Source organism: Pseudomonas sp. SDO5591_S426 (genome assembly GCF_054070755.1).
In genome coordinates this window covers 1-26375 of sequence record NZ_JBSVXD010000076.1, presented here as the reverse complement: position 1 = coordinate 26375, position 26375 = coordinate 1, and the positions used below count along the sequence as shown (strand labels likewise).

The 26375-nt window shown below is 60.2% G+C and carries 21 protein-coding genes; 11 read left to right on the top strand and 10 right to left on the bottom strand.

The genetic code is table 11. The annotated features are described in order from the left end of the window. Positions 1 to 149: 149 nt before the first annotated feature. From betA to yccS, 7 genes are all read left to right on the top strand, one after another. Complete coding sequence (gene betA, locus ACW9JC_RS16390; protein WP_457456081.1) at positions 150 to 1850, top strand: choline dehydrogenase; 1701 nt, start codon at positions 150 to 152, stop codon at positions 1848 to 1850. A 279-nt stretch (positions 1851 to 2129) separates the two neighbouring features. After that, on the top strand, positions 2130 to 3572 hold the full coding sequence (locus ACW9JC_RS16385) for a TldD/PmbA family protein (protein ID WP_457456079.1): 1443 nt from the start codon (positions 2130 to 2132) through the stop codon (positions 3570 to 3572). Beyond that, positions 3572 to 4909, top strand: a complete 1338-nt coding sequence (locus tag ACW9JC_RS16380; protein ID WP_457456077.1) for a TldD/PmbA family protein — start codon at positions 3572 to 3574, stop codon at positions 4907 to 4909. Before ACW9JC_RS16385 ends, ACW9JC_RS16380 begins: the two co-directional genes overlap by 1 nt. A gap of 137 nt (positions 4910 to 5046) precedes the next feature. Then, entirely contained in the window at positions 5047 to 6474 is a 1428-nt protein-coding gene (gene mdtD, locus ACW9JC_RS16375; protein WP_457456075.1) for a multidrug transporter subunit MdtD, read from the top strand. A 105-nt stretch (positions 6475 to 6579) separates the two neighbouring features. Next, a complete protein-coding gene (gene dbpA / locus ACW9JC_RS16370) occupies positions 6580 to 7917 on the top strand; it encodes an ATP-dependent RNA helicase DbpA (protein ID WP_457456083.1) in 1338 nt (445 codons plus the stop codon). A 128-nt stretch (positions 7918 to 8045) separates the two neighbouring features. After that, a complete protein-coding gene (locus tag ACW9JC_RS16365; protein WP_457456073.1) occupies positions 8046 to 9224 on the top strand; it encodes an NAD(P)/FAD-dependent oxidoreductase in 1179 nt (392 codons plus the stop codon). 252 nt (positions 9225 to 9476) lie between these two features. Next, on the top strand, positions 9477 to 11660 hold the full coding sequence (gene yccS / locus ACW9JC_RS16360; RefSeq protein ID WP_448109623.1) for a YccS family putative transporter: 2184 nt from the start codon (positions 9477 to 9479) through the stop codon (positions 11658 to 11660). Positions 11661 to 11794: 134 nt separating this feature from the next. On the opposite strand, the gene ACW9JC_RS16355 is transcribed toward yccS, so the two are convergent. Beyond that, positions 11795 to 12532, bottom strand: coding sequence for a substrate-binding periplasmic protein (locus ACW9JC_RS16355; protein WP_338583620.1), 738 nt, complete (start codon positions 12530 to 12532; stop codon positions 11795 to 11797). A 255-nt stretch (positions 12533 to 12787) separates the two neighbouring features. Here ACW9JC_RS16355 and ACW9JC_RS16350 point away from each other — a divergent pair, with 255 nt between their 5' ends. Further along, entirely contained in the window at positions 12788 to 13240 is a 453-nt protein-coding gene (locus tag ACW9JC_RS16350; RefSeq protein WP_457456071.1) for a GNAT family N-acetyltransferase, read from the top strand. 122 nt (positions 13241 to 13362) lie between these two features. On the opposite strand, the gene ACW9JC_RS16345 is transcribed toward ACW9JC_RS16350, so the two are convergent. Genes ACW9JC_RS16345 through ACW9JC_RS16335 form a run of 3 tightly spaced genes read right to left on the bottom strand, consistent with a single transcriptional unit; the run spans position 13363 to position 16352 of the window. Then, complete coding sequence (locus tag ACW9JC_RS16345) at positions 13363 to 13662, bottom strand: winged helix-turn-helix domain-containing protein (RefSeq protein ID WP_338583622.1); 300 nt, start codon at positions 13660 to 13662, stop codon at positions 13363 to 13365. Between the two features lie 20 nt (positions 13663 to 13682). Then, positions 13683 to 14183, bottom strand: coding sequence for a M48 metallopeptidase family protein (locus tag ACW9JC_RS16340; protein ID WP_338583623.1), 501 nt, complete (start codon positions 14181 to 14183; stop codon positions 13683 to 13685). A gap of 45 nt (positions 14184 to 14228) precedes the next feature. Further along, entirely contained in the window at positions 14229 to 16352 is a 2124-nt protein-coding gene (locus ACW9JC_RS16335; protein WP_457456068.1) for a putative bifunctional diguanylate cyclase/phosphodiesterase, read from the bottom strand. A gap of 318 nt (positions 16353 to 16670) precedes the next feature. Between ACW9JC_RS16335 and ACW9JC_RS16330 the strand changes: the two genes are divergently transcribed. Then, the gene (locus tag ACW9JC_RS16330; protein ID WP_457456066.1) at positions 16671 to 17339 is read left to right on the top strand and encodes a polysaccharide lyase family 7 protein; all 669 of its coding nucleotides are present in this window, start codon (positions 16671 to 16673) and stop codon (positions 17337 to 17339) included. Between the two features lie 66 nt (positions 17340 to 17405). Here the strand turns inward: ACW9JC_RS16330 and fba are convergent, their stop codons facing one another. The 6 genes from fba to tkt all read right to left on the bottom strand — a co-directional run bounded on the left by fba (position 17406) and on the right by tkt (position 23780). Continuing rightward, entirely contained in the window at positions 17406 to 18470 is a 1065-nt protein-coding gene (fba, locus tag ACW9JC_RS16325) for a class II fructose-bisphosphate aldolase (protein ID WP_007913760.1), read from the bottom strand. Positions 18471 to 18723: 253 nt separating this feature from the next. Next, positions 18724 to 19056: an MliC family protein gene (locus ACW9JC_RS16320; protein ID WP_338583626.1), complete on the bottom strand. Its 333-nt coding sequence runs from the start codon at positions 19054 to 19056 to the stop codon at positions 18724 to 18726. A 56-nt stretch (positions 19057 to 19112) separates the two neighbouring features. Further along, entirely contained in the window at positions 19113 to 19334 is a 222-nt protein-coding gene (locus tag ACW9JC_RS16315) for a hypothetical protein (RefSeq protein ID WP_338583627.1), read from the bottom strand. Positions 19335 to 19369: 35 nt separating this feature from the next. Beyond that, entirely contained in the window at positions 19370 to 20533 is a 1164-nt protein-coding gene (locus tag ACW9JC_RS16310) for a phosphoglycerate kinase (RefSeq protein WP_457456064.1), read from the bottom strand. 24 nt (positions 20534 to 20557) lie between these two features. Next, positions 20558 to 21616, bottom strand: a complete 1059-nt coding sequence (gene epd / locus ACW9JC_RS16305; protein ID WP_338583629.1) for an erythrose-4-phosphate dehydrogenase — start codon at positions 21614 to 21616, stop codon at positions 20558 to 20560. Between the two features lie 166 nt (positions 21617 to 21782). Then, complete coding sequence (tkt, locus tag ACW9JC_RS16300) at positions 21783 to 23780, bottom strand: transketolase (protein ID WP_457456062.1); 1998 nt, start codon at positions 23778 to 23780, stop codon at positions 21783 to 21785. Between the two features lie 271 nt (positions 23781 to 24051). Between tkt and ACW9JC_RS16295 the strand changes: the two genes are divergently transcribed. Next, on the top strand, positions 24052 to 25047 hold the full coding sequence (locus ACW9JC_RS16295) for an ArsR/SmtB family transcription factor (RefSeq protein ID WP_457456060.1): 996 nt from the start codon (positions 24052 to 24054) through the stop codon (positions 25045 to 25047). A gap of 18 nt (positions 25048 to 25065) precedes the next feature. Beyond that, positions 25066 to 26256: a methionine adenosyltransferase gene (metK, locus tag ACW9JC_RS16290; RefSeq protein ID WP_457456058.1), complete on the top strand. Its 1191-nt coding sequence runs from the start codon at positions 25066 to 25068 to the stop codon at positions 26254 to 26256. The last annotated feature ends 119 nt before the right edge of the window (positions 26257 to 26375 follow it).

The window sequence follows — 26375 nt, the reverse complement described above, 5'->3', positions numbered from 1 at the left end:
ATCGCGGGCAAGCCTTGCTCCTACAGGTTTTGTGTCGTGCACAAAACCTGTGGCAAACCTCGATCCTGTAGGAGCAAGGCTTGCCCGCGATCGAGTGCGCAGCACTCGCCAAGGCCTGACCTGAACCAACTTCAAAGAGGGTGCATTCAATGTCCCAAGTATTCGATTACATCATCATCGGTGCCGGCTCGGCCGGTAACACCCTGGCGACCCGTCTGACTGAAGACGCAGGCGTCACCGTCCTGCTGCTCGAAGCGGGCGGCCCGGACTACCGTTTCGACTTCCGCACGCAAATGCCTGCGGCGCTGGCATTCCCACTGCAAGGCCGTCGCTACAACTGGGCCTACGAAACCGATGCCGAGCCACACATGGACGGCCGTCGTATGGAATGCGGTCGCGGCAAGGGCCTGGGTGGTTCTTCGCTGATCAACGGCATGTGCTACATCCGCGGCAACGCCATGGACTACGACGGCTGGGCGAAACTGCCAGGCCTGGAAGACTGGTCGTACCTCGACTGCCTGCCGTACTTCCGCAAAGCGGAAACCCGCGACATCGGCCCGAACGATTACCACGGTGGCGAAGGTCCGGTCAGCGTGACCACGCCGAAAGCCGGCAACAATCCGCTGTTCCACGCCATGGTTGAAGCCGGCGTGCAGGCCGGTTACCCGCGCACCGAAGACTTGAACGGCTACCAGCAGGAAGGCTTCGGCCCGATGGACCGCACCGTAACGCCGAAAGGTCGTCGTGCCTCCACCGCCCGTGGTTACCTGGACGTCGCCAAGAAGCGTTCGACCCTGACCATCGTCACACACGCCCTGACCGACAAGATCCTGTTCGACGGTAAACGTGCGGTCGGCGTGCGTTACCTGGTTGGCGACGCTGAAGAGCGCGTTGAAGTCAAAGCGCGCAAGGAAGTGCTGCTGTGCTCCGGCGCCATCGCCTCGCCGCAGATCCTGCAACGCTCCGGCGTCGGCCCGGCCGAATTGCTGAACAAGCTCGACATTCCGGTGGTCCACGATCTGCCGGGCGTCGGTGAAAACCTGCAGGATCACCTTGAGCTGTACCTGCAATACGCTTGCACCCAACCGGTCTCGCTGTACCCGTCGCTGCTCTGGTACAACCAGCCGGCCATCGGTGCCGAGTGGCTGTTCAACGGCACCGGTATCGGCGCCAGCAACCAGTTCGAAGCCGGCGGTTTCATCCGCACCCGTCCGGAATTCGAATGGCCGAACATCCAGTACCACTTCCTGCCGGTAGCGATTAACTACAACGGCAGCAACGGTGTGAAAGAGCACGGCTTCCAGGCACACATGGGTTCCATGCGTTCGCCAAGCCGCGGTCGCATCCAGGCCAAGTCGAAAGACCCGCGCCAGCACCCGAGCATCCTGTTCAACTACATGGCCACCGAGCAGGACTGGCAGGAATTCCGCGACGGCATTCGCCTGACCCGTGAAATCATGCAGCAACCTGCACTGGACGCCTTCCGTGGTCGCGAGATCAGCCCGGGCATCGACGTGCAATCCGATGAGCAACTGGACAAGTTCATCCGCGAACACGCCGAAACCGCGTTCCACCCGTCCTGTTCGTGCAAGATGGGCACCGACGAGATGGCCGTGGTCGATGGCGAAGGTCGCGTGCACGGCATGCAAGGCCTGCGCGTGGTCGATGCCTCGATCATGCCGATCATCACCACCGGCAACCTGAATGCACCGACGATCATGATGGCCGAGAAAATCGCCGACAAGATCCGTGGCCGCCAGCCGTTGCCACGCAGCAAGGCCGACTACTACGTAGCAGGCGATGCGCCGGTGAAGGGTAAGCCGATGCGTGAAGTGACCCAGATCGCGTAAGGCCTGGCACCGCGTCACGGCCAATCGCTGGCACGCCAGCTCCCACAAGTTTTATGTCGGCCGCAAAATTTGCGTCCAACTCGGTCACTGTGGGAGCTGGCTTGCCAGCGATGAGGCCAGACCATTTAACACACATCTTCCCGCCAGGCTCAGCATCCCACCCTTACCCCATTTCAAACTTGATCCTCCCCCCGCGCAGGCCTACTCTAGCGCCACGCAATCGTTTCACCCCCCTCGCAACACCGCGTCGCCGTCACTCCATACCAAGGAGGTTCCCGAATGTTCGATTTCCACCCCCAGCTCAAGCAGCGCTTTGCTGCGTTGCGCACGGGCGCTGAATTCTTTTCCCTGCGTTATGTGCGCGAGTCCGGCCAGTACCTGTCGGTGCGCAAGAACGTCGCCGAACCGCCAAGCCTGAGCCGTGATGAAGGGGCAATGCTGACCGTGCGGGTCAACGGCGTCGAAGCCTATGCCGCGACCAACGATTTGTCGCAACAAGGCCTGCAGGCGGCGCTGGACCGGGCCGAGCAACAAGCCCGTCGACTCAAGCCCCACGCCCTGCTGGACCTGCGCGAACAAGCCGTTTCCAGTGACCGCGCCGATTATTTTTCGCCGAACCTCGACCAGCCATTCCCGTCCCTGAGCGATTGCTACCAATTGCTCGGTACGGAATCCGCCGCTGTTCCCAAGGACGAGCGCCTGGTGAACTGGCAGGTGAGCATCGGCATCACCCACGTCGAGCAGATTTACCTCAACAGTGCCGGTGCCGAACTGCGCCAGGCCCAGCGTTTCGTCTATCCCGGGCTGGAGGTCACTGCCTACGACGGCAACGACAGCCAGATCCGTACCCTCGGCCGGGAAAACTTCGGCCAACAGGGTGGCTTTGATGTCATCAGCCGCTGCGGACTGATCGGTGCCGGGGTAAAAATCGCCGATCAGGCGCTGCAATTGCTGCTTGCGCCGAATACACCGCAAGGTCCGCGCGACCTGCTGCTGATGCCCGACCAGATGATGCTGCAAATCCACGAGTCCATCGGCCACCCGCTGGAACTGGACCGCATCCTCGGCGACGAACGCAATTACGCCGGCACCAGTTTCGTCAAAGCCGAAGACTTCGGCCGCCTGCAATACGGCTCGAAACTGCTCAACGTGACCTTCGATCCGGACATTCCAGAACAGCTCGCCAGCTACGGCCATGACGACGACGGTACGGCCGCCAGCAAACAATTCCTGATCCGCGAAGGCCTGTTGCTGCGGCCGTTGGGCGGTGCGCTGTCGCAATTCCGCGCCGGCATGGATGGCGTCGCCAACAGCCGTGCCTGTGGCTGGAATCGTCCGCCGATCGACCGCATGGCCAACCTGAACATCGAGCCGGGCGATCAACCGCTGGAACAGCTGATCGGCAATATCGAGCACGGGATTTTGATGAGCACCAACCGCTCGTGGTCCATCGACGATGCGCGCAACAAGTTCCAGTTCGGTTGCGAGTGGGGTCAGTTGATCGAGAACGGCGAACTCAAGGGTGTGGTGAAAAACCCGAACTACCGGGCGATTTCCGCGCAGTTCTGGAACAACCTCAGCGCCGTCGGCGATGCCAACACCTTCAAGGTTCTCGGCACGCCGAACTGCGGCAAGGGCGAGCCGAATCAGGTCATTCGTGTCGGCCACGCGTCGCCAGCGTGCGTGTTCAGCAACGTTGATGTGTTTGGGGGAGACGCCTGATGAGCACTTCAAAATCTCAGGCCGAGTCGTTCAAGGCCTTGGTCGCTGGATTGCGCGCAGCACTGCACGAACCGGAACAGTTCACTCTCAGTTATGCCGCCGAATCGTCGGCCTTCGTGCGCTTCAATCACGCCAAGGTACGGCAGGCCGGGCAGGTGCAGCAGGCGAGCATCGGTCTGAAACTGATCAACGATGGTCGCCACGCCGATCTGCAGATCACCTTGGCGGGCGACCCTGAAGTCGACCTTCAGCGTCTGGCCGAAGGTCTGCAACAGATGCGCGAAACCTTGCCGTTGCTGCCAAAGGATCCGTACCTGCTGCTCAACCACAACGGCTGGCAAAGCAAGAACGTGCAGGAACACCCGCTGCCGGACACTGAGCAAGCAGTCGCCGAAATCACCCAGGCCGCTGAAGGGCTGGACATGGTCGGCTTTTATGCTGCCGGCCCGATCAGCCGTGGTTTCGCCAGTTCCGCCGGAGCGTTCGGCTGGCATCAGGCCAACAGCTTCAATTTCGACTTCAGCCTGTTCCACGAAAACGGTCAGGCGGTGAAAGCCAGCTATGCCGGACATGACTGGAGCACTGAAGGCTTTGCCAAGCGCTTCCAACAGGCCCGTGAGCAACTGGAGTTTTTGGGGCGGCCGCTACGCACCCTGCCGCCGGGCCAATACCGCGCCTACCTCGCGCCGGCCGCACTGGAAGAAATCATGGGCATGCTGTGCTGGGGCGGTTTTTCCGCCCAGTCGATTGCCAGCAAGAGCAGTCCGCTGCAGAAACTCTACGCGGGCGATCAACACTTCAGCCCGCTGGTCTCGCTGGATGAAAAAGTCAGTGGTTCGCTGAGCCCGGCATTCTCTGACGAAGGCTATCCACGCAGCGATCTGAAGTTGATTGTCGAGGGGCAGGCCGGCGCGCAACTGGTTGGTTCACGCAGCGCCGCCGAATACGGCTTGACCGCCAATGGTGCCAGCGGCGGCGAATCGCCGAGTGCGTTGAACTTGAGGGCCGGGGACTTGGCTGAGGCGGACATCCTCAAGCAACTGGGCACCGGTTTGTACATCAGCAACCTGTGGTACCTGAACTTCTCGGATCAACCGGCGGCGCGCCTGACCGGCATGACACGGTTTGCGACTTTCTGGGTCGAGAACGGCGAGATACAAGCGCCGGTCAGCACCATGCGTTTCGATGACAGTGCGTTCAGCCTGCTGGGTTCGCAGTTGGAAGCGTTGACCGAGGAGCGCGAAATGTTGCTGTCGGCGAGTACCTATAGCCAGAGAGCGACGGCCTCGGCGTTGTTGCCTGGGGCACTTGTCAGCCGGTTGACCCTGACCTTGTAAACACCGGGAACCCTGTGGGAGCGAGCTTGCTCGCGATGAGGCCATTTCATTCAGCATCCGTGTCGACTGATCTACCGCCATCGCGAGCAAGCTCGCTCCCACATGGACTGCGATCACTTCAACCTTCAAGAGGTCCCATGCCCAACCGCCCGCCTCTCGATCCTGTCACCGCCCGCTGGGTGCCGTGGGTCGTCGCCATTGCGTTTTTCATGCAGTCCCTCGACGGGACGATCCTCAACACCGCCCTGCCCGCCATGGCCAGCGACCTGGCCGAAGACCCGCTGCGCATGCAGGGCGTAATCATCGCCTACATGCTCACCGTCGCCTTGCTGATCCCCGCCTCGGGCTGGATCGCTGATCGCTTCGGCACCAAGAAAATCTTCTTCAGCGCGATCTTGCTGTTCAGCATTGGCTCGTTGCTCTGCGCATTGTCGACCACCCTCACCCAGCTGATCGGCGCCAGGATTATCCAGGGCCTGGGCGGTGCGCTGATGCTACCGGTCGGACGATTGGTGGTGCTGCGCGCCTACCCCCGCTCGGAACTGGTGCGGATCATGGGCTTCATCACCATTCCCGGCCTGCTCGGCCCGCTGATCGGCCCGACCATGGGCGGCTGGATGGTGCAATACCTGACCTGGCACTGGATCTTCCTGATCAATCTGCCGGTCGGCGTGATTGGCTGTTACGCCGTGTGGAAATTCATCCCCGACCTGCGCGGCTCCGAGCGCACGCGCTTCGATAGCCTGGGTTTCGCGCTGTTCGGCGCGGCGATGATCCTGATCACCGTCGCCATGGAAGGCCTCGGCGAACTGCACTTGCCGCACCTTCGGGTAATGCTGCTGTTGTTCGGCGGGATGGCGTGTCTGGCAGCGTACTGGCTGCGCGCCGGGCATATCGAAAATCCGTTGTTCGCGCCGTCGCTGTTCAAGACCCGGACTTTTGCCGTGGGCATTCTCGGCAACCTGTTCGCCCGCCTCGGCAGCGGCGCCCTGCCGTTTTTGGTGCCGTTGCTGCTGCAAGTGGCGCTGGGGTATTCGCCGTCGCAAGCGGGGATGAGCATGCTGCCCCTGGCGGCGGCGGCGATGATCGCCAAATGGGTGGCGCGGCCGCTGATCGAACGCCTGGGCTACCGCATCGTGTTGACCGGCAACACCCTGGCGTTGGGGATCATGCTGGCAAGCATGGGCCTGGTCAGCGAGCAGACGCCGTACTGGCTGCTGCTGTGTCTGCTGGCGATCCTGGGCGCGATCAACTCCTTGCAGTTCACCGCGATGAACACCGTGACCCTGATCGACCTCGACGATGCCAGCGCCAGCAGCGGCAACAGCTTGTTGTCGGTGGTCGCGCAATTGTCGTTGAGCCTTGGCGTTGCGTGCGCCGGTGCACTACTGGGCGGGTTCACGGCGGAGATTGGAAACGACGGTGTAGACACGGTTCTGGGTGCCTTCCAGCTGACATTCGTCACGGTAGGCATCATGGCGATGCTGGCCGCGACGATCTTTTCCCAGCTCTCAAAGGAAGACGGACGGCGCGTCAAACGTCCGGAACAGCACATCGAACCTTAGGGCGAATGGCCATCGGACTGGTACACTGCGCGACATTTTGTTTTGCAGGCCAGTCCCGTGACCACCATCGCCACCGAATTTAATACTTTGCCGCTGTCCGCCGCCATGCTGGCTAACCTCGACTCCCTCGGTTATGCCCAGATGACGCCGATCCAGGCGCAAAGCTTGCCGGTGATCCTCAAGGGGATGGACCTGATCGCCCAGGCCAAGACCGGCAGCGGCAAGACCGCCGCGTTCGGTATCGGCCTGTTGAACCCGATCAATCCGCGCTACTTCGGTTGCCAGGCCCTCATCCTCTGCCCGACCCGTGAGCTGGCCGATCAGGTCGCCAAGGAAATCCGTCGTCTGGCCCGTGCCGAAGACAACATCAAGGTCCTGACCCTGTGCGGCGGCGTGTCCCTCGGCCCGCAGATTGCTTCGCTGGAACACGGTGCGCACATCATCGTCGGCACGCCGGGGCGCATTCAGCAGCACTTGCGCAAGGGCTCGCTGGTACTTCACGGCCTGAACACGCTGATCCTCGACGAAGCCGACCGCATGCTCGACATGGGTTTCTACGACTCCATCGAAGAAATCATCATGCAGTCCCCGGAGCGTCGCCAGACGTTGCTGTTCTCGGCCACATACCCGGTGGGCATCAAGCAACTGGCTTCGAAGTTCATGCGCAACCCGCAGCAAGTGAAGGCCGAAGCGTTCCACGACGACACGCAGATCGAGCAGCGCTTCTACGAGATTTCCCCGGAAGAGCGCATGAGCGCCGTGACCAGGGTCCTCGGCCACTTCCGTCCGGCGTCCTGCGTGGCGTTCTGCTACACCAAGCAGCAGGTTCAGGAAACCGTCGATCACCTGACGGCCAAAGGCATCTCCGCCGTCGGCCTGCACGGCGATCTGGAACAGCGTGACCGCGACCAAGTGCTGGCGATGTTCGCCAACCGCAGTACTTCGGTACTGGTCGCCACCGACGTTGCCGCCCGTGGTCTGGACATCGATTCGCTGGACATGGTGATCAACGTCGAGCTGGCCCGTGACTCGGAAATCCACATCCACCGCGTCGGCCGTACTGGTCGTGCCGGTGAGAAAGGCCTGGCGATCAGCCTGGTCGCGCCGTCCGAAGCGCAGCGTGCACAAGCCATCGAACAATTGCAGAAGTCGCCATTGACCTGGGATCAGGTGGACAACCTCGTCTCTCAGGGCGGCGGTCCGCTGTTGCCACAGATGAGCACCCTGTGCATCGGCGCCGGCCGTAAAGACAAGGTTCGTCCGGGCGACATCCTTGGCGCACTGACGGGTGACGCCGGCATTCCGGGCGCCCAGGTCGGCAAGATCGCGATTTTCGACTTCCAGGCTTACGTGGCTGTGGATCGCGGCGTTGCCAAGCAGGCCTTGCAGCGCTTGAACGACGGCAAGATCAAGGGCCGTTCGTTGCGCGTGCGTATTCTGTAAAACCGCCACACATCTCCCTGTAGGAGCTGCCGAAGGCTGCGATCTTTTGACTTTGCTTTTAAGAATCAAAATCAAAAGATCGCAGCCTTCGGCAGCGCCTACGGGTTTTCTATTCTGAGGACACTGTTTTGCGCTCTACCGAAGTCGTGATCATTGGCGCTGGCGCCGCAGGGTTGATGTGTGCGCTGACCGCCGCCGGGCGCGGGCGCAAGGTGCTGTTGCTCGACCATGCCAACAAGGCCGGCAAGAAAATCCTGATGTCGGGCGGTGGCCGCTGCAATTTCACCAACATGTACACCGAACCGAGCAATTTTCTCTCGCAAAACGCGCACTTCTGCAAATCGGCCTTGGCCCGCTATACCCAGTGGGATTTCATCGGCATGGTCGCCAAGCACGGCGTGCCCTACCACGAGAAAAAACTCGGCCAGTTGTTTTGCGATAACAAATCCAGCGACATCCTCGAAATGCTGTTGAACGAGTGCGATCAGGTCGGCGTCAGCCTGCACCTGGACACGTCGATCCAGACCATCGAGAAGCTTGAGAAAGGTTATTTGCTCGACACGACGCTTGGGCAGGTGACGTGCGAATCGCTGGTGATTGCCACCGGCGGCCTGTCGATCCCGACTCTTGGTGCCACCGGTTTTGGCTATCAGGTGGCCAAGCAATTCGGCCACGACCTGCTGCCGACCCGCGCCGGCCTGGTGCCGTTCACCATCACCGATCAGCTCAAGGAATTGTGCACCGAGCTGTCCGGCACTTCGGTGGATTGCCTGGTGAGCTGCAACGACCAAAGCTTCCGCGAGAACATTCTGTTCACCCATCGCGGCCTCAGCGGCCCGGCGATTTTGCAGATTTCTTCGTTCTGGGAATCCGGTGACACCGTCGAAATCAACCTGATGCCGGATCATGACGTACCGAGCTGGCTGCAACAGCAACAAGCCGAGCGTCCCAACAGCGAGCTGAAAACCCTGCTCGGGGAAATCTTCACCAAGAAGATGGCCAATCTGCTGGCGGACAACTGGTTCGCTTCCAAACCGATGAAGCAATACACCCACGCGGAAATTGCAGATATCGCTGAAAAACTGGCGAGCTGGAAAGTCGTGCCGGCCGGCACTGAAGGCTACCGGACTGCGGAAGTGACACTGGGCGGCGTGGATACAAACGAGGTGTCGTCCAAGACCATGGAATCACTGAAAAGCCCGGGGCTGTACTTCATTGGTGAAGTACTGGACGTGACCGGGCACTTGGGCGGGTTCAACTTCCAGTGGGCGTGGGCTTCGGGTTACGCGGCTGCGCAGTACGTCTGACCAATGTAAATACAATCCCTGTGGGAGCTGGCTTGCCAGCGATGGCGCCCTGACAGTCAACAAAGTTGTTGGATGTACCGGCCTCATCGCTGGCAAGCCAGCTCCCACAGGTTTCTTTGCCTGCCTGAAGGCTTGAGACGGGCGTGGAGTGACAAAGGAACAAATTTTGCTGACCAATGTGATCGGCGCCATTGCGTCGGCGTCATTAGTGGCTCAATTTAGCGTCATCGCCTCGGAAGGCCTTCGCATTTCATGTCATCGACTTCGTTCCGTCAGTCTCTGCGTCGCCTTTGGGCGCTGGATAAGTTCAGCTACAGCGTGCGGGTATTCATCGCCCTGACCGGCACCATGGCGCTGTGTTGGTATCAGGATGAAATGGGGCTGCTGATCCCGTTGTTCCTCGGGATTATCGCCAGTGCCCTGGCCGAGACCGACGACAGTTGGCAGGGCCGCCTCAATGCGCTTGCAGTGACGCTGGTGTGTTTCGCCGTCGCCGCCCTGTCCGTCGAACTGCTGTTCCCCTATCCCATTCTTTTCATTATTGCCTTCGCCCTCGCCGCGTTCTGCCTGACCATGCTCGGCGCCCTTGGCGAGCGCTATGGCGCGATTGCTTCGGCGACGCTGATCCTGTCGGTCTACACCATGATCGGCGTGGACCAGCGCGGCGGTGCGGTCACCGATTTCTGGCACGAGCCGGTGCTGCTGGTAGCCGGTGCGGCCTGGTACGGCTTGCTCTCGGTGTTGTGGCAGGCGCTGTTTTCCAATCAACCGGTGCAGCAAAGCCTGGCGCGGTTGTTCCGGGAGCTTGGGTTTTACCTGAAGTTGAAATCGTCGCTGTTCGAGCCGATCCGGCAGATGGACGTGGAAGCACGCCGACTGGAACTGGCGCAACAGAACGGTCGCGTGGTCGCGGCACTGAACGCCGCCAAGGAAATCATCCTGCACCGGGTCGGCAACGGTCGGCCGGGTTCTAAAGTCAGCCGTTACCTGAAACTGTACTTCCTCGCTCAGGACATCCACGAGCGCGCCAGCTCTTCGCACTACCCTTACAACGCCCTGGCCGATGCGTTCTTCCACAGCGACGTGCTGTTCCGCTGTCAGCGCTTGCTGCGCCAGCAAGGCAAGGCCTGCAGGGCACTGGCCGAGTCGATCCAGATGCGTCAGCCGTTTATCTATGACGCCAGCTTCGCCGAAGCCCTGGGCGACCTGCACGCTTCCCTCGAACACCTGCGCATCCAGAGCAATCCGGCCTGGCGCGGTTTGCTGCGTTCGTTGCGGGCGCTGGCGGCCAACCTTGGCACCCTCGACCGTTTGCTTAGCGACGCCAGCAACCCCGACGCCCTCGCCGACGCCACCGACAGCAGTCTGCTCGACCGTTCGCCGCGCAACCTCAAGGACGTCTGGATACGCTTGCGTACGCAGCTGACGCCGACATCGCTGCTGTTCCGTCATGCCCTGCGTTTGCCCTTGGCCTTGAGCATCGGTTACGCGATGGTTCACTTGATCCACCCGTCCCAAGGTTACTGGATCATCCTCACCACGCTGTTTGTCTGCCAACCGAACTACGGCGCCACCCGGCGCAAGCTCGGTCAGCGGATCATCGGCACCGCCATCGGCCTGACCCTGGCGTGGGCGCTGTTCGACCTGTTCCCCAATCCGCTGATCCAGTCCTGCTTCGCCATCGCCGCCGGGATCGTGTTCTTTACCAACCGCACCACCCGCTACACCCTGGCGACTGCGGCAATCACCTTGATGATTCTGTTCTGCTTCAACCAGGTCGGTGACGGCTACGGGCTGTTCCTGCCGCGGTTGTTCGATACCTTGCTCGGCAGCCTGATCGCCGGGCTCGCGGTGTTCCTGTTCCTGCCGGACTGGCAGGGTCGGCGCCTGAACAAAGTGCTGGCCAACACCCTGACCTGCAACAGCATCTACCTGCGCCAGATCATGCAGCAATACGCCGCAGGCAAAAGCGACGACCTGGCCTATCGCCTCGCGCGGCGCAACGCGCACAACGCCGACGCGGCGCTGTCGACCACTTTGGCCAACATGCTGATGGAGCCGGGGCATTTCCGTAAGGAAGCGGATGTGGGGTTCCGTTTTCTGGTGCTATCGCACACCTTGCTCAGTTACTTGTCAGGCCTCGGCGCGCATCGGGAAACCCAGTTGCCGCAGGATGTGCGCGAACACTTGATCGAAGGAGCCGGTGTGAAACTGGCCAGCAGCATCGACGAAATCGCCCAGGGGCTGGCGAGCAAATCCGTCATTGCCATTCAGAGTGATGAAGAGGAAGCGCTGGCCAATACGCTTGAACAAATGCCTGACGAAATCGATGAAGGCCAACGATTGGTGCAGACGCAACTGGCATTGATCTGCCGGCAGTTGGGGCCGCTGCGCACACTGGCGGCGCATTTGATCAAGGATACGAGTGAGGACTGATGGCTGCGGTGTTGTGGTGGACGTCATCGCTGGCAAGCCAGCTCCCACAGGGAGTTGTGTCAGATCCAAATCCTATGTAAACCACCAGACACTGTGGGAGCTGGCTTGCCAGCGATGAGGCCAGCTGCTCAACGTCACATCCCATGCTGCTTCATCAACCGCGCATAACTCCCATCCGCCTTCATCGCCGCAATCTCGCGGTCGAAACCGGCGACGATCTGCTCATGCTGAGGATTCTTCAGGCTGACCAGAATGTGCAGGCTGTTCTCGCTCAACGGCTTGGGCAGGAACTCCACGGCATTGCGCACCTTGGCAGGCTCGCGGGCCAGGTAATAACGCGCGACATATTCGTCTTCCAGCGTCAGCTTGACCCTGTCGGCAGCCACCATGCGCACCGCCATCGCAAAACTGTGCACCGGGATTTTCTGCAGTGATTCGTCTTCATCAAAGGCCGGTGAATAGGCGTAACCGCGTACCACGGCAATCGGGTACGTGTGCAATTGCTGCAGATTGTTGAATTCGATCGGTGCGTCTTTGCGCTTGAGAAAGCGCACGCGATTGACCAGGTACTCACCGGAAAACTGCCCGAGCTTGGTGCGTTCATCGGTGTACCAGGCGTTCACCAATACGTCGTAGCGGCCCTCGCCCACTCCCAGCAAGGCCCGCGCCCATGGCACCTGTTCAAAATCACTGGCAAAGCCGGCCCGCGCCAGCGCGGTGCTGACAATATCCGTGGCCAACCCGCCATTGACCAGCGTGGCATCGGTAAAAGGCGGCCAGGCATCAGCCACCAGACGCAGCTTTTCTGCTGCCGCGTGTTGAGTCAGCAACAGCAATCCAATCAAAGCAAAGGCTTGATGCAATCGCGGCATGCTAGAAAATCCTTAGCGGGCTGGCTGCCCGACGTGTTTTCAGCCAAAACTCCAAGCCCCGTACCGGCACACCCAGGCACTAAACGTTAGCTCATTGAAGCCACTGCACATCGCTTGATTCCAGATTACACAAAGAAGGCAGCGGCGCGCGAAATGAATGATGGCATTTTGGTCTTTATCACAGATTTCTCCGCCATAAAGACATCCAGCGTCAGGACGCTTAGTATCGGAGGGACGTTTTCAGGGAATCAAAACATGACAATCGAATGGGTCTGCAAACACCACAGCGATCTGGGCAAAGAACAGCTGTACGCCATTTTGCAGTTGCGTGACGAGGTGTTCGTCGTCGAGCAGAAGTGCATTTATCAGGATATCGATGGCCAGGATCTGGAAGGCGATACCTGCCATTTGATGGGTTGGGACGGGGATCGACTGGTAGCGTACCTGCGCTTGCTTGATCCCGAGCTACAGGGCGGTGATGTGGTCATCGGCCGGGTTGTGACCGCGCCGCTGGGCCGGGGCAAAGGGTTGGGCCACATAATGATGGAGAAGGCGCTGGTGCAGGCTGAAAAACGCTGGCCTGAGACGCCGATCTATCTCTCGGCCCAGGCGCATTTGCAGGGGTATTACGGGCAATACGGGTTTGTGGTGGCGGGCGAGGAGTTTGTCGAGGATGGCATTCCGCATATCGGGATGCGTCGTTCCTGAGGGCCCCATCGCGGGCAAGCCCGCTCCCACAGGTTTTATAACTTACTCAAAATCTGTATTCACTGGAGATCCCTGTGGGAGTGAGCCTGCTCGCGATGACGTCAGCAGCCGCGCCACCAATCTCAGGGATACTCCAGCACTGCCTTGACCTGCCGCAGATTACGCTCGATCCACCCCCGATCAATCGCCCCCCACTCGCGAATCCGATAGCGCCCCGCATGATTGCGCGCACCTTCTTCCTGCTCGAACTCGCAGATGATATCCAGATCCGCCAGCGCGGCGATGGTGTCCTGGGCGGTGCGACGCGGCATGCCGGTGACTTCGGTCAGCGCCGGAACGCTGCTGGCCAGACCGCTGTCGATCAGGTACGCCACGTACAGGCGGCGGTAGAAGCTGCTCTTGGTCTTGCTTACGTCCGTCACGTTTGCTCCTTTCTGGAAGATCAAATCGCAGTCTGCAAATCCCGCCACGTCAGGTACACCCGCACATCGAACTCCACTTGGTGATAGCCCGGCTGCATGTGTTCGCACAGCTTGTAGAACGCCTTGTTGTGATCCGACTCTTTGAAATGCGCCAGCTCGTGCACCACGATCATTTTCAGAAACTCCGACGGCGCTTCCTTGAACAACGAAGCAACGCGGATTTCTTTCTTCGCCTTGAGTTTGCCGCCCTGCACCCGAGAGATCGTGGTGTGCAGGCCGAGGGCGCGGTGGGTCAGGTCGAGGCGGTTATCGAACAGCACTTTGTCGATGGTCGGAGCGTTACGCAAATACGCCTGCTTGAGGTCCAGCGCGTAGGTGTACAGCGCCTTGTCGCTCTGCACGCTGTGCTGTTCTGGGTAACGCTTGCTCAAGTACTCGCCCAGCCGACCGTCGGCGATCAACTGACGCACCTGATCCTGCAACGAAGCGGGATAAGCCTGGAGGTATTTCAACGCGGTCATCGCAGCGGCAACACAAATAACGAAAAGGTCGCCAGTGTAGCGAATTCAGCGGGTGAGCGCGCTCCAGTCGAAGGGCTGCACAAAGTGCCCAGTGTCTTCGGCCATCATCGGCCGCGCCACCAGAAACCCCTGCACATACTCACAACCATTGGCTTGCAACCACTCGTATTGCGCCACGGTTTCCACCCCTTCGGCGATCACCAGCATGTCGTACTGTTTGCACAGCTCGATCACATTGCGCACCAGCGCTGCGTCCCGAGACGACTCGGGCAGCCGCGCGATCAAATGGCGGTCGAGTTTGAGTGTGTCCAGTTCCAGGTCGCGTAAATGAGCAAGCGAGCATGGCCCGGTACCGAAATCATCCAGCGCAACCCTGACGCCCAATCCGCGCAGCAAACGCAGCTGCTTGCGGGTCTCTTCCGGGTTGTGCATCAAGGCGTCTTCCGTCACCTCGACTTCCAGATGACGCGGTTGCAAACCATGACGCTCCAGCACCTGACGCAACTCGGTGACCAGATTCGGCATGGCGAACTGACTGCCGCTCAAACTGACGCCCAGCACCAGGTCCTCGGCAAACAGCGCTTCCCAGGCCTTGCGCTGTCCGGCACCGCGCTGGTAAATCCAGCTGCCCAGGCGACTGATCAACCGCGCTTCTTCCAGCAAAGGTAAAAACAGCCCCGGCGGCACGTCGCCGACGCTCGGATGCTGCCAACGCAGCAAGGCTTCAAACCCGCGAATCTGCCCGCCGACAATGGCTACCTGCGGCTGATAAACGAGGTTGAAGTCACGGTTCTCGATAGCGTCGCGCACGCTTTCTTCGAGCATCAGCCGCGAGCGGGCCCGACCGTTCATTTCGTGATCGTAGAAGCGATATTGCTGGCGTCCGGCGCGTTTGGCTTCGTACATAGCGATGTCTGAAGCCCGCAGCAAGCCGTCCAGATTGGCTCCGCAATCGGGGAACGTGGCAATGCCAATGCTCGCGCCCAAGGCGATATCCAGGCCGTCGATCTGCTGACAGATCGACACGCGCTCAATCAGTTTCTCGGCAATCTTCGCCGCTTGTTCGGGGAACTCCAGGTCGAGCAATGCGGTGAACTCATCACCGCCCATGCGTGCCAGAATGTCGAAGGGCCGCAGGCAAGCCTTCAACTGCTCGGACACCCAGCGCAGCACCCGATCACCGGCATCGTGACCGAGAGAATCATTGACTCGTTTGAAGCCATCGAGGTCCAGGTACATCAGGACCCACGTGCTGTCGGTGCGTTCGCCACGCAGCAACAGGTTTTCCACGGTCTGGTAAAAACCGCGGCGGTTGAGCAATCCGGTCAGCGGATCAGTGACGGCCTGGAATTCGAGTTGCTTGTGCAGGTGGCGCACCACCGACATGTCCAGCACCGTCACCACCATGGCGTGCTGCTCGGCAGGCAATGGCGCGCACGAGAGCGCCACCGGCACCTGCTGGCCGGGCGCGGTACGCAGCAACGCATCGTGCAAACGAAATGTCTCGCCGCGCTTGTACCCGGCCAGCAAGTCCGATTCAGCCCAGACCGGGATATGCGGCTTTTGCAGGAAATCCACAAACTCCTTGCCTTGCAGTTCTTGCACCGTGGCATTGAGCAGGCGCGACATCGCCGGGTTGGCGAAGCGGATCAGACCGTCCTCGCTCACCACCAGAATGCCTTCGGCGGCGTTCTCCAGCACCGAGGCATTGAACGCGCGAGCGACCTCCAGGTCATGGCTCAGGCGCTGCAAGGCCCGACGATTGCGCTGGTGTTCCAGCAGTGCCTGGACCTTGGGCTTGAGAATCTGTGGATCGAACGGTTTGAACAGGTAATCCACCGCGCCACTGGCATAGCCCTTGATCACGGCGTCCTGGGACTGTTCATTGGCGGTCAGGAAAATGATCGGCGTGAGGCGGGTCCGCTGGCTGCCGCGCATCAGGCGCGCCACCTCAAAACCGTCCATGCCCGGCATCTGCACATCCAGCAGCACCAGGTCCACATCGTGTTCGAGCAACAGACTGAGGGCCTCGAAACCCGAGGCAGCCGTAATGACCTGCCAGTCCTGGCGCTGCAACAACGCGCGCATGCTGATCAGATTCTCAGGGTAATCATCGACTATTAATAACGTTGAGTTGCCGTCAGTTGGCCGGGGCTGCGCGCATTCCATGCTGCTTCTCTATGTTCGGGGCAGGCCGGTTTCTCGTGAAAACCGGACAAATACTAACCACCACTCTAGACCTGGATCCAGAAAAGCAGAAGCTATCAGTACGCCACCATCTAACTAAAGGGTTAATTCGCCGACTAACGGTCGTCCCTGCAGCCCGCTAAAACCGGGAAAGATGGCCTTTTAACAGGATTTTGACGTCATCCATCTGTCAGCCAGACATTAACAAAACGGCCGCCTACGCTTATAAAGACCGCCCTCCAAGGCGCGTGCTAGAGCTTCTGGCACGTGCGTGCAGCACAATTCGTGGAAGCTATTTTTATGATCGACCTCGCAACCTGGAACCTCAGTGTTCCCGTCGGCAGCCCGCCGTACACTGTTGAAACCTCCAAACTGGTGAAAGGCTTCAAGGATCAATACTTCCATTCCGACACTGGCACGCTGTTTTTCTGGTCCCCGGTAACCGGCTCAAAAACTGAAAACGCCATTTATCCACGCACCGAACTGCGCGAGACCTACAGCAACGGCACGCTGCGCAACTGGTACTACCCGGATGCCGACAACCTGCTGCATGCCACGCTGGCGGTGAATCAGGTGCCGAGCTCGGGCAAGATCGTCATTGGGCAGATTCATGCCTATAACAGCCAGAAGCCGCTGGTGAAGGTCGAATACCAATACAAGACCAAAACCGAGACCGGCAACATCGTCGCCAAGGTGCGCATGCACCCGGATGATGACGAAGGCCGGGTCATCACCATCGCCACCGGCGTGAAACTCGACCGCGAGTTTTCCTACCTTATTCACCTCAGCCCTGGCGGTGCGCTGGGCATCAGTGCCGCGGGTTATCAGTGGGACACCAACATCAGTGCGACCTGGCGCGACAAACCGCTGTACTTCAAGGCTGGGGTGTATGTGCAAGACAACACCGGGTACACCAGTGAAGGCGGGAAAGTGACGTTCAGCAAGCTGGATATTGATCACGACAAGTAGAGGAAACGCGCCCACAAAAAACCCGCCTCTCGGCGGGTTTTTAATGCGACTTAAACGCGGCGGGTCTTAGTTGACCTTGGCGTTCAACTCACCTTTCAAGTAACGCTGATACATCGCTTCCAGGGAGATCGGCTTGATCTTCGAAGCGTTGCCTGCGGTGCCGAAGGCTTCGTAACGGGCGATGCACACGTCGCGCATGGCGGTGACGGTAGCGCCGAAGAATTTACGCGGGTCGAACTCGCTAGGGTTGGTAGCCATCAGGCGACGCATTGCGCCGGTGGACGCCAGGCGCAGGTCGGTGTCGATGTTGACCTTGCGCACGCCGTACTTGATGCCTTCGACGATTTCTTCAACCGGTACGCCGTAGGTTTCTTTGATGTCGCCGCCGTACTGGTTGATGATCGCCAGCCACTCTTGCGGAACCGAAGACGAACCGTGCATCACCAGGTGAGTGTTCGGAATGCGCTTGTGGATCTCTTTGATGCGATCGATCGCCAGCACGTCGCCGGTTGGTGGCTTGGTGAACTTGTAGGCGCCGTGGCTGGTGCCGATGGCGATGGCCAGGGCATCGACCTGAGTGCGTTTGACGAAGTCAGCGGCTTCTTCCGGGTCGGTCAGCATCTGGCTGTGATCCAGAACGCCTTCGGCGCCGATACCGTCTTCTTCACCGGCCATGCCGGTTTCCAGCGAACCCAGGCAACCCAGCTCGCCTTCTACCGAAACGCCGCAGGCGTGAGCCATGGCTACGGTTTGCTGGGTAACGCGGACGTTGTAGTCGTAGTCGGTCGGAGTCTTGCCGTCTTCACCCAGGGAACCGTCCATCATCACCGAGCTGAAGCCCAGCTGGATGGAGCGCTGGCAGACGTCAGGGCTGGTGCCGTGGTCCTGGTGCATACACACCGGGATGTGCGGGAATTCTTCGATGGCTGCCAGGATCAGGTGACGCAGGAACGGCGCGCCGGCGTATTTGCGAGCACCGGCCGAAGCCTGGACTATCACCGGGGAGTCAGTCTTGTCAGCGGCTTCCATGATGGCGCGCATCTGCTCAAGGTTGTTGACGTTGAAGGCTGGAACGCCGTAGCCGAACTCGGCTGCGTGGTCCAGCATCTGGCGCATGCTGATAAGTGCCATTGTGTGTGTCTCTCCCGGTTGAGGGTCGTTAATCGTGCCAGCCTGCCGGAGCGGCGGCGGCTATTCAAGTTATTGCAGATCGGGGGTTAGGCCCGGGCTGCGAATTCGGTGTTGCAAAAGTCCTGAGAAACATCGATTTCCTGTAGGAGCCGAGCTTGCTCGCGATGGCGGTCTGACTGTTAGCACATACGTTGAATGTGCTGACGCTATCGCGAGCAAGCTCGGCTCCTACAGGGTTACGCGTCGTCCCGTATTACTCAGCCTTACAGCCACGGCCAATCAAATCATTGGTGGCGACCCAGTAAACCAGGCCTTCCTCACCTTTCATGTGAAACGCCAGCATGTTGTCGCTGTACAGCGAACCCGAGGCGCCCGGCTCTTCCTTCAGGCGATAGACCTGATCGGCGCCGCCCAGGCGTACGTCGACTTGCTTGCGGCTGTCGTCGGTGTAGCGCCACAGTACCTTGGCCTGACTGTCGCAGGTCCAGGTGGTCCAGTTGTCAGCCGGGGCCGACGACTGGAACGGGTTCAAGTTGGCGCACCCTGCCAGCAGTGCCAGCGCCGTAATGGCGATAAAACCTTTCATCCGTGTTCCTCGACTGACGGCGCACGCCACCAGCCCTGAGTAAAGAGTCAGACCCGTCAAGGACAACCATGTTCCTTGGCGGGCGTCTGGGTCTCGTATTTGTCCAGGCCTTCAGGCCCGGAACGCTTGTTGAGCACCGGATTGGTTTCCGCCTGCCAGTCGGCCTGGTAGCACCCTTTTTCCGGCGCGGATGGCGCAGGTTCCGGAGTGGCTTTCGGGTTACTCCCGCAAGCCACCAGCGAACCGGCGACGATCAACAGCGCTAACGTCTTGACCATTTCAACACTCCCTCGCCTGGTCAAACGGGCGACCCTCAGGTCTTGGCCCGGCTTTCCAGGACTTCAACGGCCGGCAGTACTTTGCCTTCGACGAATTCGAGGAATGCGCCGCCGCCGGTAGAAATGTAGGAGATTTGGTCAGCAACGCCATATTTGTCGATGGCCGCCAGCGTATCGCCACCGCCCGCGATCGAAAACGCCGAGCTTTCAGCGATGGCCTGGGCCAGCACTTTGGTGCCGTTACCGAACTGGTCGAATTCGAACACGCCGACCGGACCGTTCCACAGGATGGTTTTCGACGATTTCAGCAGCTCGGCGAAGTTGGCCGCGGTCTGCGGGCCGATGTCGAGGATCATGTCGTCTGCAGCAACGTCAGCGATCAGCTTGACGGTGGCCGCAGCGCTTTCGGCGAATTCCTTGGCAACCACCACGTCAACCGGCAACGGCACGCTGACTTTGGCGGCGATGGCGCGTGCGGTGTCCAGCAGATCCGGCTCGTACAGGGACTTGCCGACCGGGTGACCGGCTGCGGCCAGGAAGGTGTTGGCAATGCCGCCGCCGACGATCAGTTGATCGCAGATCTGGCTCAGGCTGTTCAGTACGTCGAGTTTGGTCGACACCTTGGAACCGGCAACGATGGCTGCCATTGGCTGGGCCGGAGCGCCCAGGGCTTTGCCCAGTGCATCCAGTTCTGCGGCGAGCAACGGGCCGGCAGCAGCGACTTTGGCGAACTTGGCCACGCCGTGGGTCGAACCCTCGGCACGGTGAGCGGTGCCGAAAGCGTCCATCACGAACACGTCGCACAGGGCGGCGTATTGCTGGGCCAGTTCATCGGCGTTCTTTTTCTCGCCCTTGTTGAAGCGCACGTTTTCGAACAGCACGATGTCGCCCGCTTTCACGTCGACGCCGCCTAGGTAATCAGCCACCAGCGGCACTTCGCGGCCCAGGGCCTTGCTCAGGTAGTCGGCGACTGGCTTGAGGCTGTTCTCGGCCGAGAATTCACCTTCGGTCGGACGGCCAAGGTGCGAGCAAACCATAACGGCCGCGCCTTTTTCCAGGGCCAGCTTGATGGTCGGCAGCGAAGCCAGGATTCGCGCATCGCTGGTGACAACACCGTCCTTGACTGGGACGTTGAGGTCTTCGCGGATCAGTACGCGCTTACCTTGCAGATCGAGGTCGGACATCTTCAACACGGTCATGGGTCGCATTTCCTGGGTAGCTATTTAGAGAGCAGGTTTTTTGGATGAAGCTATTTGCAGATAGTGTTCCGCAACGTCGAGCATTCGGTTGGCAAAACCCCATTCGTTGTCGAACCAGGCCAGGATGTTCACCAGCCGTGGGCCGGAAACGCGGGTCTGACTGGCATCGACGATCGCCGAATGTGGGTCGTGGTTGAAATCACAACTGGCGTGAGGCAACTCGGTATAGGCCAGAAGGCCTTTGAGCGGGCCGCTGGTAGCAGCCTCGCGCAGGATCCGGTTGACTTCGGTGGCGTCGGTGTCGCTAACGGTTTGCATCGTAATGTCGAGGCAAGACACGTTCACCGTCGGCACACGTACGGCTTTGGCCTGAATTCGTCCGGCAAGTTCCGGCAACAAACGTTCGATGCCGCGCGCCAGACCAGTGGACACCGGGATCACCGACTGGAACGCCGAACGGGTGCGGCGCAGGTCCTCGTGGTGATAGGCATCGATCACCGGCTGATCGTTCATCGCCGAGTGAATCGTGGTGATCGACACGTATTCCAGGCCAATGGCCTGGTCCAGCAGACGCAACAGCGGCACGCCGCAGTTGGTGGTGCAGGAGGCGTTGGACACCAGTAGCTCGTCGCCGGTCAGACAATCCTGGTTCACACCGTAGACGATGGTGGCGTCGACGTCCGCCTCGCTGGCCATCGGCTGGGAAAACAGCACACGCGGCGCGCCGGCGTCGAGGAAACGCTGGCCGTCTTCGCGGGTGTGGTAAGCGCCGGAGCACTCCAGCACCAGATCGACGCCCAACGACGCCCAATCGATGCCTTCGGGGGTGGCACTGCGCAGGACCTTCACGCAGTCGCCATTAATATGCAGACAATCGCCGTCGACCTTCACATCACCGGGAAAACGCCCGTGAGTGGAGTCGAAGCGTGTCAGGTATTCGATGCTGGCCATGTCGGCCAGATCGTTGATCGCGACAATTTCAAACCCGGCTTTCTCGCCTCGCTCGAACAACGCACGCAAGACGCAACGACCAATCCGGCCGTAGCCGTTGAGTGCAACTTTGTAGGGACGCGGTTGAGGCATGGGGTTCTCGATAGTATTCGCTAACAACACAATCCCGTGTAGGAGCTGTCGAGTGAAACGAGGCTGCGATCTTTTGATCTTGGTTTTGAAGATCAAGATCAAAAGATCGCAGCCTGCGGCAGCTCCTACAGGGAGCGGCGGTGGTCGTGAGACCACCGCACGGTGCTTAGTCTTCCAGCAGCTCTTCCGCCTGACCCAGGATGTTTTCCAGGGTGAAGCCGAACTCTTCGAACAAGGCAGGCGCAGGCGCCGACTCGCCGTAGGTGGTCATGCCGATCACGCGGCCTTCCAGGCCCACGTACTTGTACCAGTAGTCCGCGTGAGCAGCTTCGATGGCGATACGCGCGCTGACCTGCAACGGCAGAACCGATTGTTTGTAACCGGCGTCCTGGGCATCGAACACGCTGGTGCAAGGCACGGAAACCACGCGCACCTTGCGGCCTTGCTCGGTCAGTTTGTCGTAGGCCTGAACGGTCAGACCCACTTCCGAACCGGTAGCGATCAGGATCAGCTCAGGCTCGCCTGCGCAGTCTTTCAGCACATAACCACCACGGCTGATGTCGGCGATCTGGCCATCATCACGGGTTTGATGCTGCAGGTTCTGACGGGAGAAGATCAGGGCCGAAGGACCGTCCTTGCGCTCCAGAGCGTTTTTCCAGGCCACAGCCGATTCAACGGCATCGGCCGGACGCCAGGTGTCGAGGTTCGGCGTGCAGCGCAGGCTGGCCAGTTGCTCGATTGGCTGGTGAGTAGGACCGTCTTCGCCCAGACCGATGGAGTCGTGGGTGTAGACGTGGATCACACGCTGCTTCATCAGGGCCGACATGCGCACTGCGTTGCGGGCGTATTCCATGAACATCAGGAAGGTCGCGCCGTAAGGCACCAGGCCACCGTGCAGGGCAACGCCGTTCATGATCGCGGTCATGCCGAATTCGCGCACGCCGTAGTACATGTAGTTGCCGCTGGCGTCTTCGGCGGTAACGCCTTTACAACCTTTCCACAGGGTCAGGTTGGAACCGGCCAGGTCAGCCGAGCCGCCGAGGAACTCAGGCAGCAGCGGGCCGAACGCGTTCAGGGCGTTCTGGCTGGCTTTACGGCTGGCGATGGTTTCGCCTTTGGCAGCCACTTCAGCGATGTAGGCTTCGGCCTTCTCGGAGAAGTCCGCTGGCAACTCGCCGCTCAGGCGACGCACCAGTTCGTTGGCTTCGGTCGGGAACGCAGCGGAGTAAGCAGCGAAACGCTGATCCCACTCGGCTTCGACCGCACGGCCGGCTTCCTTGGCATCCCACTCGGCATAGATGTCGGCCGGAATTTCGAATGGGCCGTGGTTCCATTTCAGCGCCGCACGGGTCAGGGCGATTTCCGCGTCACCCAGAGGGGCGCCGTGGCAGTCTTCCTTGCCTTGCTTGTTCGGCGAACCGAAGCCGATGGTGGTCTTGCAGCAGATCAGGGTCGGCTGGGCGCTTTTGCGTGCAGTCTCGATCGCAGTCTTGATCTCTTCCGGGTCGTGGCCGTCGACATTGCGGATCACTTGCCAGTTGTAGGCTTCGAAACGCTTCGGCGTGTCATCGGTGAACCAGCCTTCGACTTCGCCGTCGATGGAGATGCCGTTGTCATCGTAGAAGGCGATCAGCTTGCCCAGGCCCAAGGTGCCGGCCAGCGAAGCGACTTCGTGGGAAATGCCTTCCATCATGCAGCCATCACCCAGGAACACGTAGGTGTGGTGATCGACGATGTCGTGGCCAGGACGGTTGAACTGCGCCGCCAGGACTTTTTCAGCCAGGGCAAAACCCACGGCGTTGGCCAAGCCCTGGCCCAGGGGACCGGTGGTGGTCTCGACGCCCGGGGTGTAGCCGAGTTCCGGGTGGCCCGGGGTGCGGCTGTGCAGTTGGCGGAACTGCTTGAGGTCTTCGATCGACAGGTCGTAGCCGGTCAGGTGCAGCAGCGAGTAGATCAACATCGAGCCGTGGCCGTTGGACAGCACGAAGCGGTCACGGTCGGCGAACGATGGATTGCTCGGGTTGTGCTTGAGGTAGTCGCGCCAAAGCACTTCGGCGATATCTGCCATACCCATAGGGGCACCGGGATGGCCGCTGTTGGCTTTTTGCACGGCATCCATGCTGAGGGCACGAATGGCGTTGGCACGCTCACGACGGCTAGGCATCGCTGATCTCCTGGGGTTCTGTAACAAGGGTGAATAATCGAAACGGAAAAAAGGCGAGCATTTTCCCTCACCCAGACGCCTCGGGGCAATGACAGATAGTCATCTGGAGGCGTTTTTCCAATGGATAACGGCGGTTTGGGCTGGTGAAACCTTTCCGCCATTCGTTTGTTGACTGAAGCTAACGTTAAGAAGTGCCATCTATCCAGCAATATCAAAACTTTTTGATATTGCTCTTGCGATGCTATCGGTGCGTGACTAGACTGCCGGCCTTATGAATTTACGCGTGCCTTCCATTCGCCATGACGATTGCGATGAGCTGGCGGCCCTGTGCAAGGCCGGCGGCGATCCTCTGCGGTTGAATGTTTTGCGCGCACTGGCCAACGACTCGTTCGGCGTACTGGAACTGGCGCAGATCTTCGGCATCGGCCAGTCCGGCATGAGCCATCACCTCAAGGTACTGGCCCAGGCCGACCTGGTGGCAACCCGCCGTGAAGGCAACGCGATTTTCTACCGTCGCGCCCTGCCCCACACCGATCTGCTGGGCGGCAAACTGCACGCGGCACTGCTCGAAGAAGTGGACGACCTGACCTTGCCTGCCGATGTGCAGTTGCGGATCACCCAGGTCCATACACAACGAGCGGCGGCCAGTCAGGACTTTTTCTCACGGGTCGCGGAGAAGTTTCGCGCCCAGCAAGACTTGATCGCCGGCCTGCCGCAGTACCGCGAAAGCGTGGTGGCCTTGCTCGACAAGCTGAGTTTCAGCGAAGGCGCTACAGCTATTGAAGTCGGCCCCGGAGACGGCGCTTTTCTGCCGGAGCTGGCGCGCCGCTTCACCCAGGTCACAGCGCTGGACAACAGCCAGGCGATGCTCGAACTGGCGCGCGAAGTGTGCGAACGGCAAATGCTGAGTAACGTCAGCCTGCAATTGGCCGATGCCTTGAACGGCGTGAGCCTCAAGGCCGATTGCGTTGTACTGAACATGGTGCTGCATCATTTCGCCGCGCCGGCCGATGCACTCAAGCACATGGCAAATTTGCTGCAACCAGGCGGTAGCCTGTTAGTGACAGAGTTATGTAGCCACAACCAGAGTTGGGCCAGGGAAGCCTGCGGTGATCTCTGGTTGGGGTTTGAACAGGACGATCTGGCCCGTTGGGCCACCGCTGCGGGACTCGTTCCCGGGGAAAGCCTCTATGTAGGCTTACGTAATGGTTTCCAGATTCAGGTCCGCCACTTTCAGCGACCGACTGGCGACACTCACCATCGGTAATTTCAGGAAAACATCGAGATGAGCGAATACTCCCTTTTCACCTCCGAGTCCGTGTCTGAAGGGCATCCGGACAAAATCGCCGACCAGATTTCTGATGCGGTGCTGGACGCAATCATTGCTGAAGACAAGTTCGCCCGTGTGGCGTGCGAGACTCTGGTGAAAACGGGCGTGGCGATCATCGCCGGCGAAGTCACCACTTCGGCCTGGGTTGACCTGGAGCAGATCGTCCGTGACGTGATCACCAACATCGGTTACACCAGCTCCGACGTCGGCTTCGACGGCGCGACCTGCGGCGTGATGAACATCATCGGCAAGCAGTCCCCAGACATCAACCAGGGTGTCGATCGTGCCAAGCCTGAAGATCAGGGCGCCGGCGACCAGGGCCTGATGTTCGGCTACGCCAGCAACGAAACCGACGTGCTGATGCCGGCACCGATAACTTTCTCGCACCAACTGGTTCAGCGCCAGGCCGAAGCCCGTAAATCCGGCCTGCTGCCGTGGCTGCGTCCGGACGCCAAGTCGCAAGTGACCTGCCGTTACGAAAACGGCAAGGTTGTCGGTATCGACGCGGTTGTCCTGTCGACCCAGCACAACCCGGAAGTGTCGTACAACGACCTGCGCGAAGGCGTGATGGAGCTGATCGTCAAGCACGTGCTGCCTGCCGAACTGCTGACCAAGGACACCCAGTTCCACATCAACCCGACCGGCCAGTTCATCATCGGTGGCCCGGTGGGTGACTGCGGTCTGACCGGTCGCAAGATCATCGTCGACAGCTACGGCGGCATGGCCCGTCACGGCGGCGGCGCGTTCTCCGGCAAGGATCCATCGAAGGTTGACCGTTCCGCTGCCTACGCCGGTCGTTACGTGGCGAAGAACATCGTCGCTGCCGGCCTGGCCGAGCGTTGCGAGATCCAGGTTTCCTACGCCATCGGCGTCGCTCAACCGACTTCGATCTCGTTGAACACCTTCGGCACCGGCAAGATCAGCGACGACAAAATCGTCAAACTGGTCCGCGAAGTGTTCGACCTGCGTCCATACGCGATCACCAAGATGCTCGACCTGCTGCACCCGATGTACCAGGAAACCGCAGCGTACGGCCACTTCGGTCGTACCCCGGCGACCAAGACAGTCGGTGACGATACTTTCACCACCTTCACCTGGGAAAAAACCGACCGCGCCGACGCCCTGCGTTCCGCTGCCGGCCTGTAAGACTTCCCCGGCTGTACCAAAAGCCCCGCACGGTTCGCCGTGCGGGGCTTTTTCGTGGGCAGACATCAAAAGATCGCAGCCTTCGGCAACTCCTACAGGTTTATGTCGATCCCTGTAGG

Coding starts and splice junctions, on each gene's coding strand:
- ACW9JC_RS16310 (WP_457456064.1), bottom strand. CDS start 20,533: ATGACCGTGTTGAAGATGTCCGACCTCGATCTGCAAGGTAAGCGCGTA.
- ACW9JC_RS16320 (WP_338583626.1), bottom strand. CDS start 19,056: ATGAAAGGTTTTATCGCCATTACGGCGCTGGCACTGCTGGCAGGGTGC.
- ACW9JC_RS16295 (WP_457456060.1), top strand. CDS start 24,052: ATGAATTTACGCGTGCCTTCCATTCGCCATGACGATTGCGATGAGCTG.
- ACW9JC_RS16340 (WP_338583623.1), bottom strand. CDS start 14,183: ATGACCGCGTTGAAATACCTCCAGGCTTATCCCGCTTCGTTGCAGGAT.
- fba (WP_007913760.1), bottom strand. CDS start 18,470: ATGGCACTTATCAGCATGCGCCAGATGCTGGACCACGCAGCCGAGTTC.
- ACW9JC_RS16355 (WP_338583620.1), bottom strand. CDS start 12,532: ATGCCGCGATTGCATCAAGCCTTTGCTTTGATTGGATTGCTGTTGCTG.
- dbpA (WP_457456083.1), top strand. CDS start 6,580: ATGCTGGCTAACCTCGACTCCCTCGGTTATGCCCAGATGACGCCGATC.
- ACW9JC_RS16330 (WP_457456066.1), top strand. CDS start 16,671: ATGATCGACCTCGCAACCTGGAACCTCAGTGTTCCCGTCGGCAGCCCG.
- tkt (WP_457456062.1), bottom strand. CDS start 23,780: ATGCCTAGCCGTCGTGAGCGTGCCAACGCCATTCGTGCCCTCAGCATG.
- epd (WP_338583629.1), bottom strand. CDS start 21,616: ATGCCTCAACCGCGTCCCTACAAAGTTGCACTCAACGGCTACGGCCGG.
- ACW9JC_RS16350 (WP_457456071.1), top strand. CDS start 12,788: ATGACAATCGAATGGGTCTGCAAACACCACAGCGATCTGGGCAAAGAA.
- mdtD (WP_457456075.1), top strand. CDS start 5,047: ATGCCCAACCGCCCGCCTCTCGATCCTGTCACCGCCCGCTGGGTGCCG.
- ACW9JC_RS16380 (WP_457456077.1), top strand. CDS start 3,572: ATGAGCACTTCAAAATCTCAGGCCGAGTCGTTCAAGGCCTTGGTCGCT.
- ACW9JC_RS16385 (WP_457456079.1), top strand. CDS start 2,130: ATGTTCGATTTCCACCCCCAGCTCAAGCAGCGCTTTGCTGCGTTGCGC.
- ACW9JC_RS16315 (WP_338583627.1), bottom strand. CDS start 19,334: ATGGTCAAGACGTTAGCGCTGTTGATCGTCGCCGGTTCGCTGGTGGCT.
- betA (WP_457456081.1), top strand. CDS start 150: ATGTCCCAAGTATTCGATTACATCATCATCGGTGCCGGCTCGGCCGGT.
- ACW9JC_RS16335 (WP_457456068.1), bottom strand. CDS start 16,352: ATGGAATGCGCGCAGCCCCGGCCAACTGACGGCAACTCAACGTTATTA.
- metK (WP_457456058.1), top strand. CDS start 25,066: ATGAGCGAATACTCCCTTTTCACCTCCGAGTCCGTGTCTGAAGGGCAT.
- yccS (WP_448109623.1), top strand. CDS start 9,477: ATGTCATCGACTTCGTTCCGTCAGTCTCTGCGTCGCCTTTGGGCGCTG.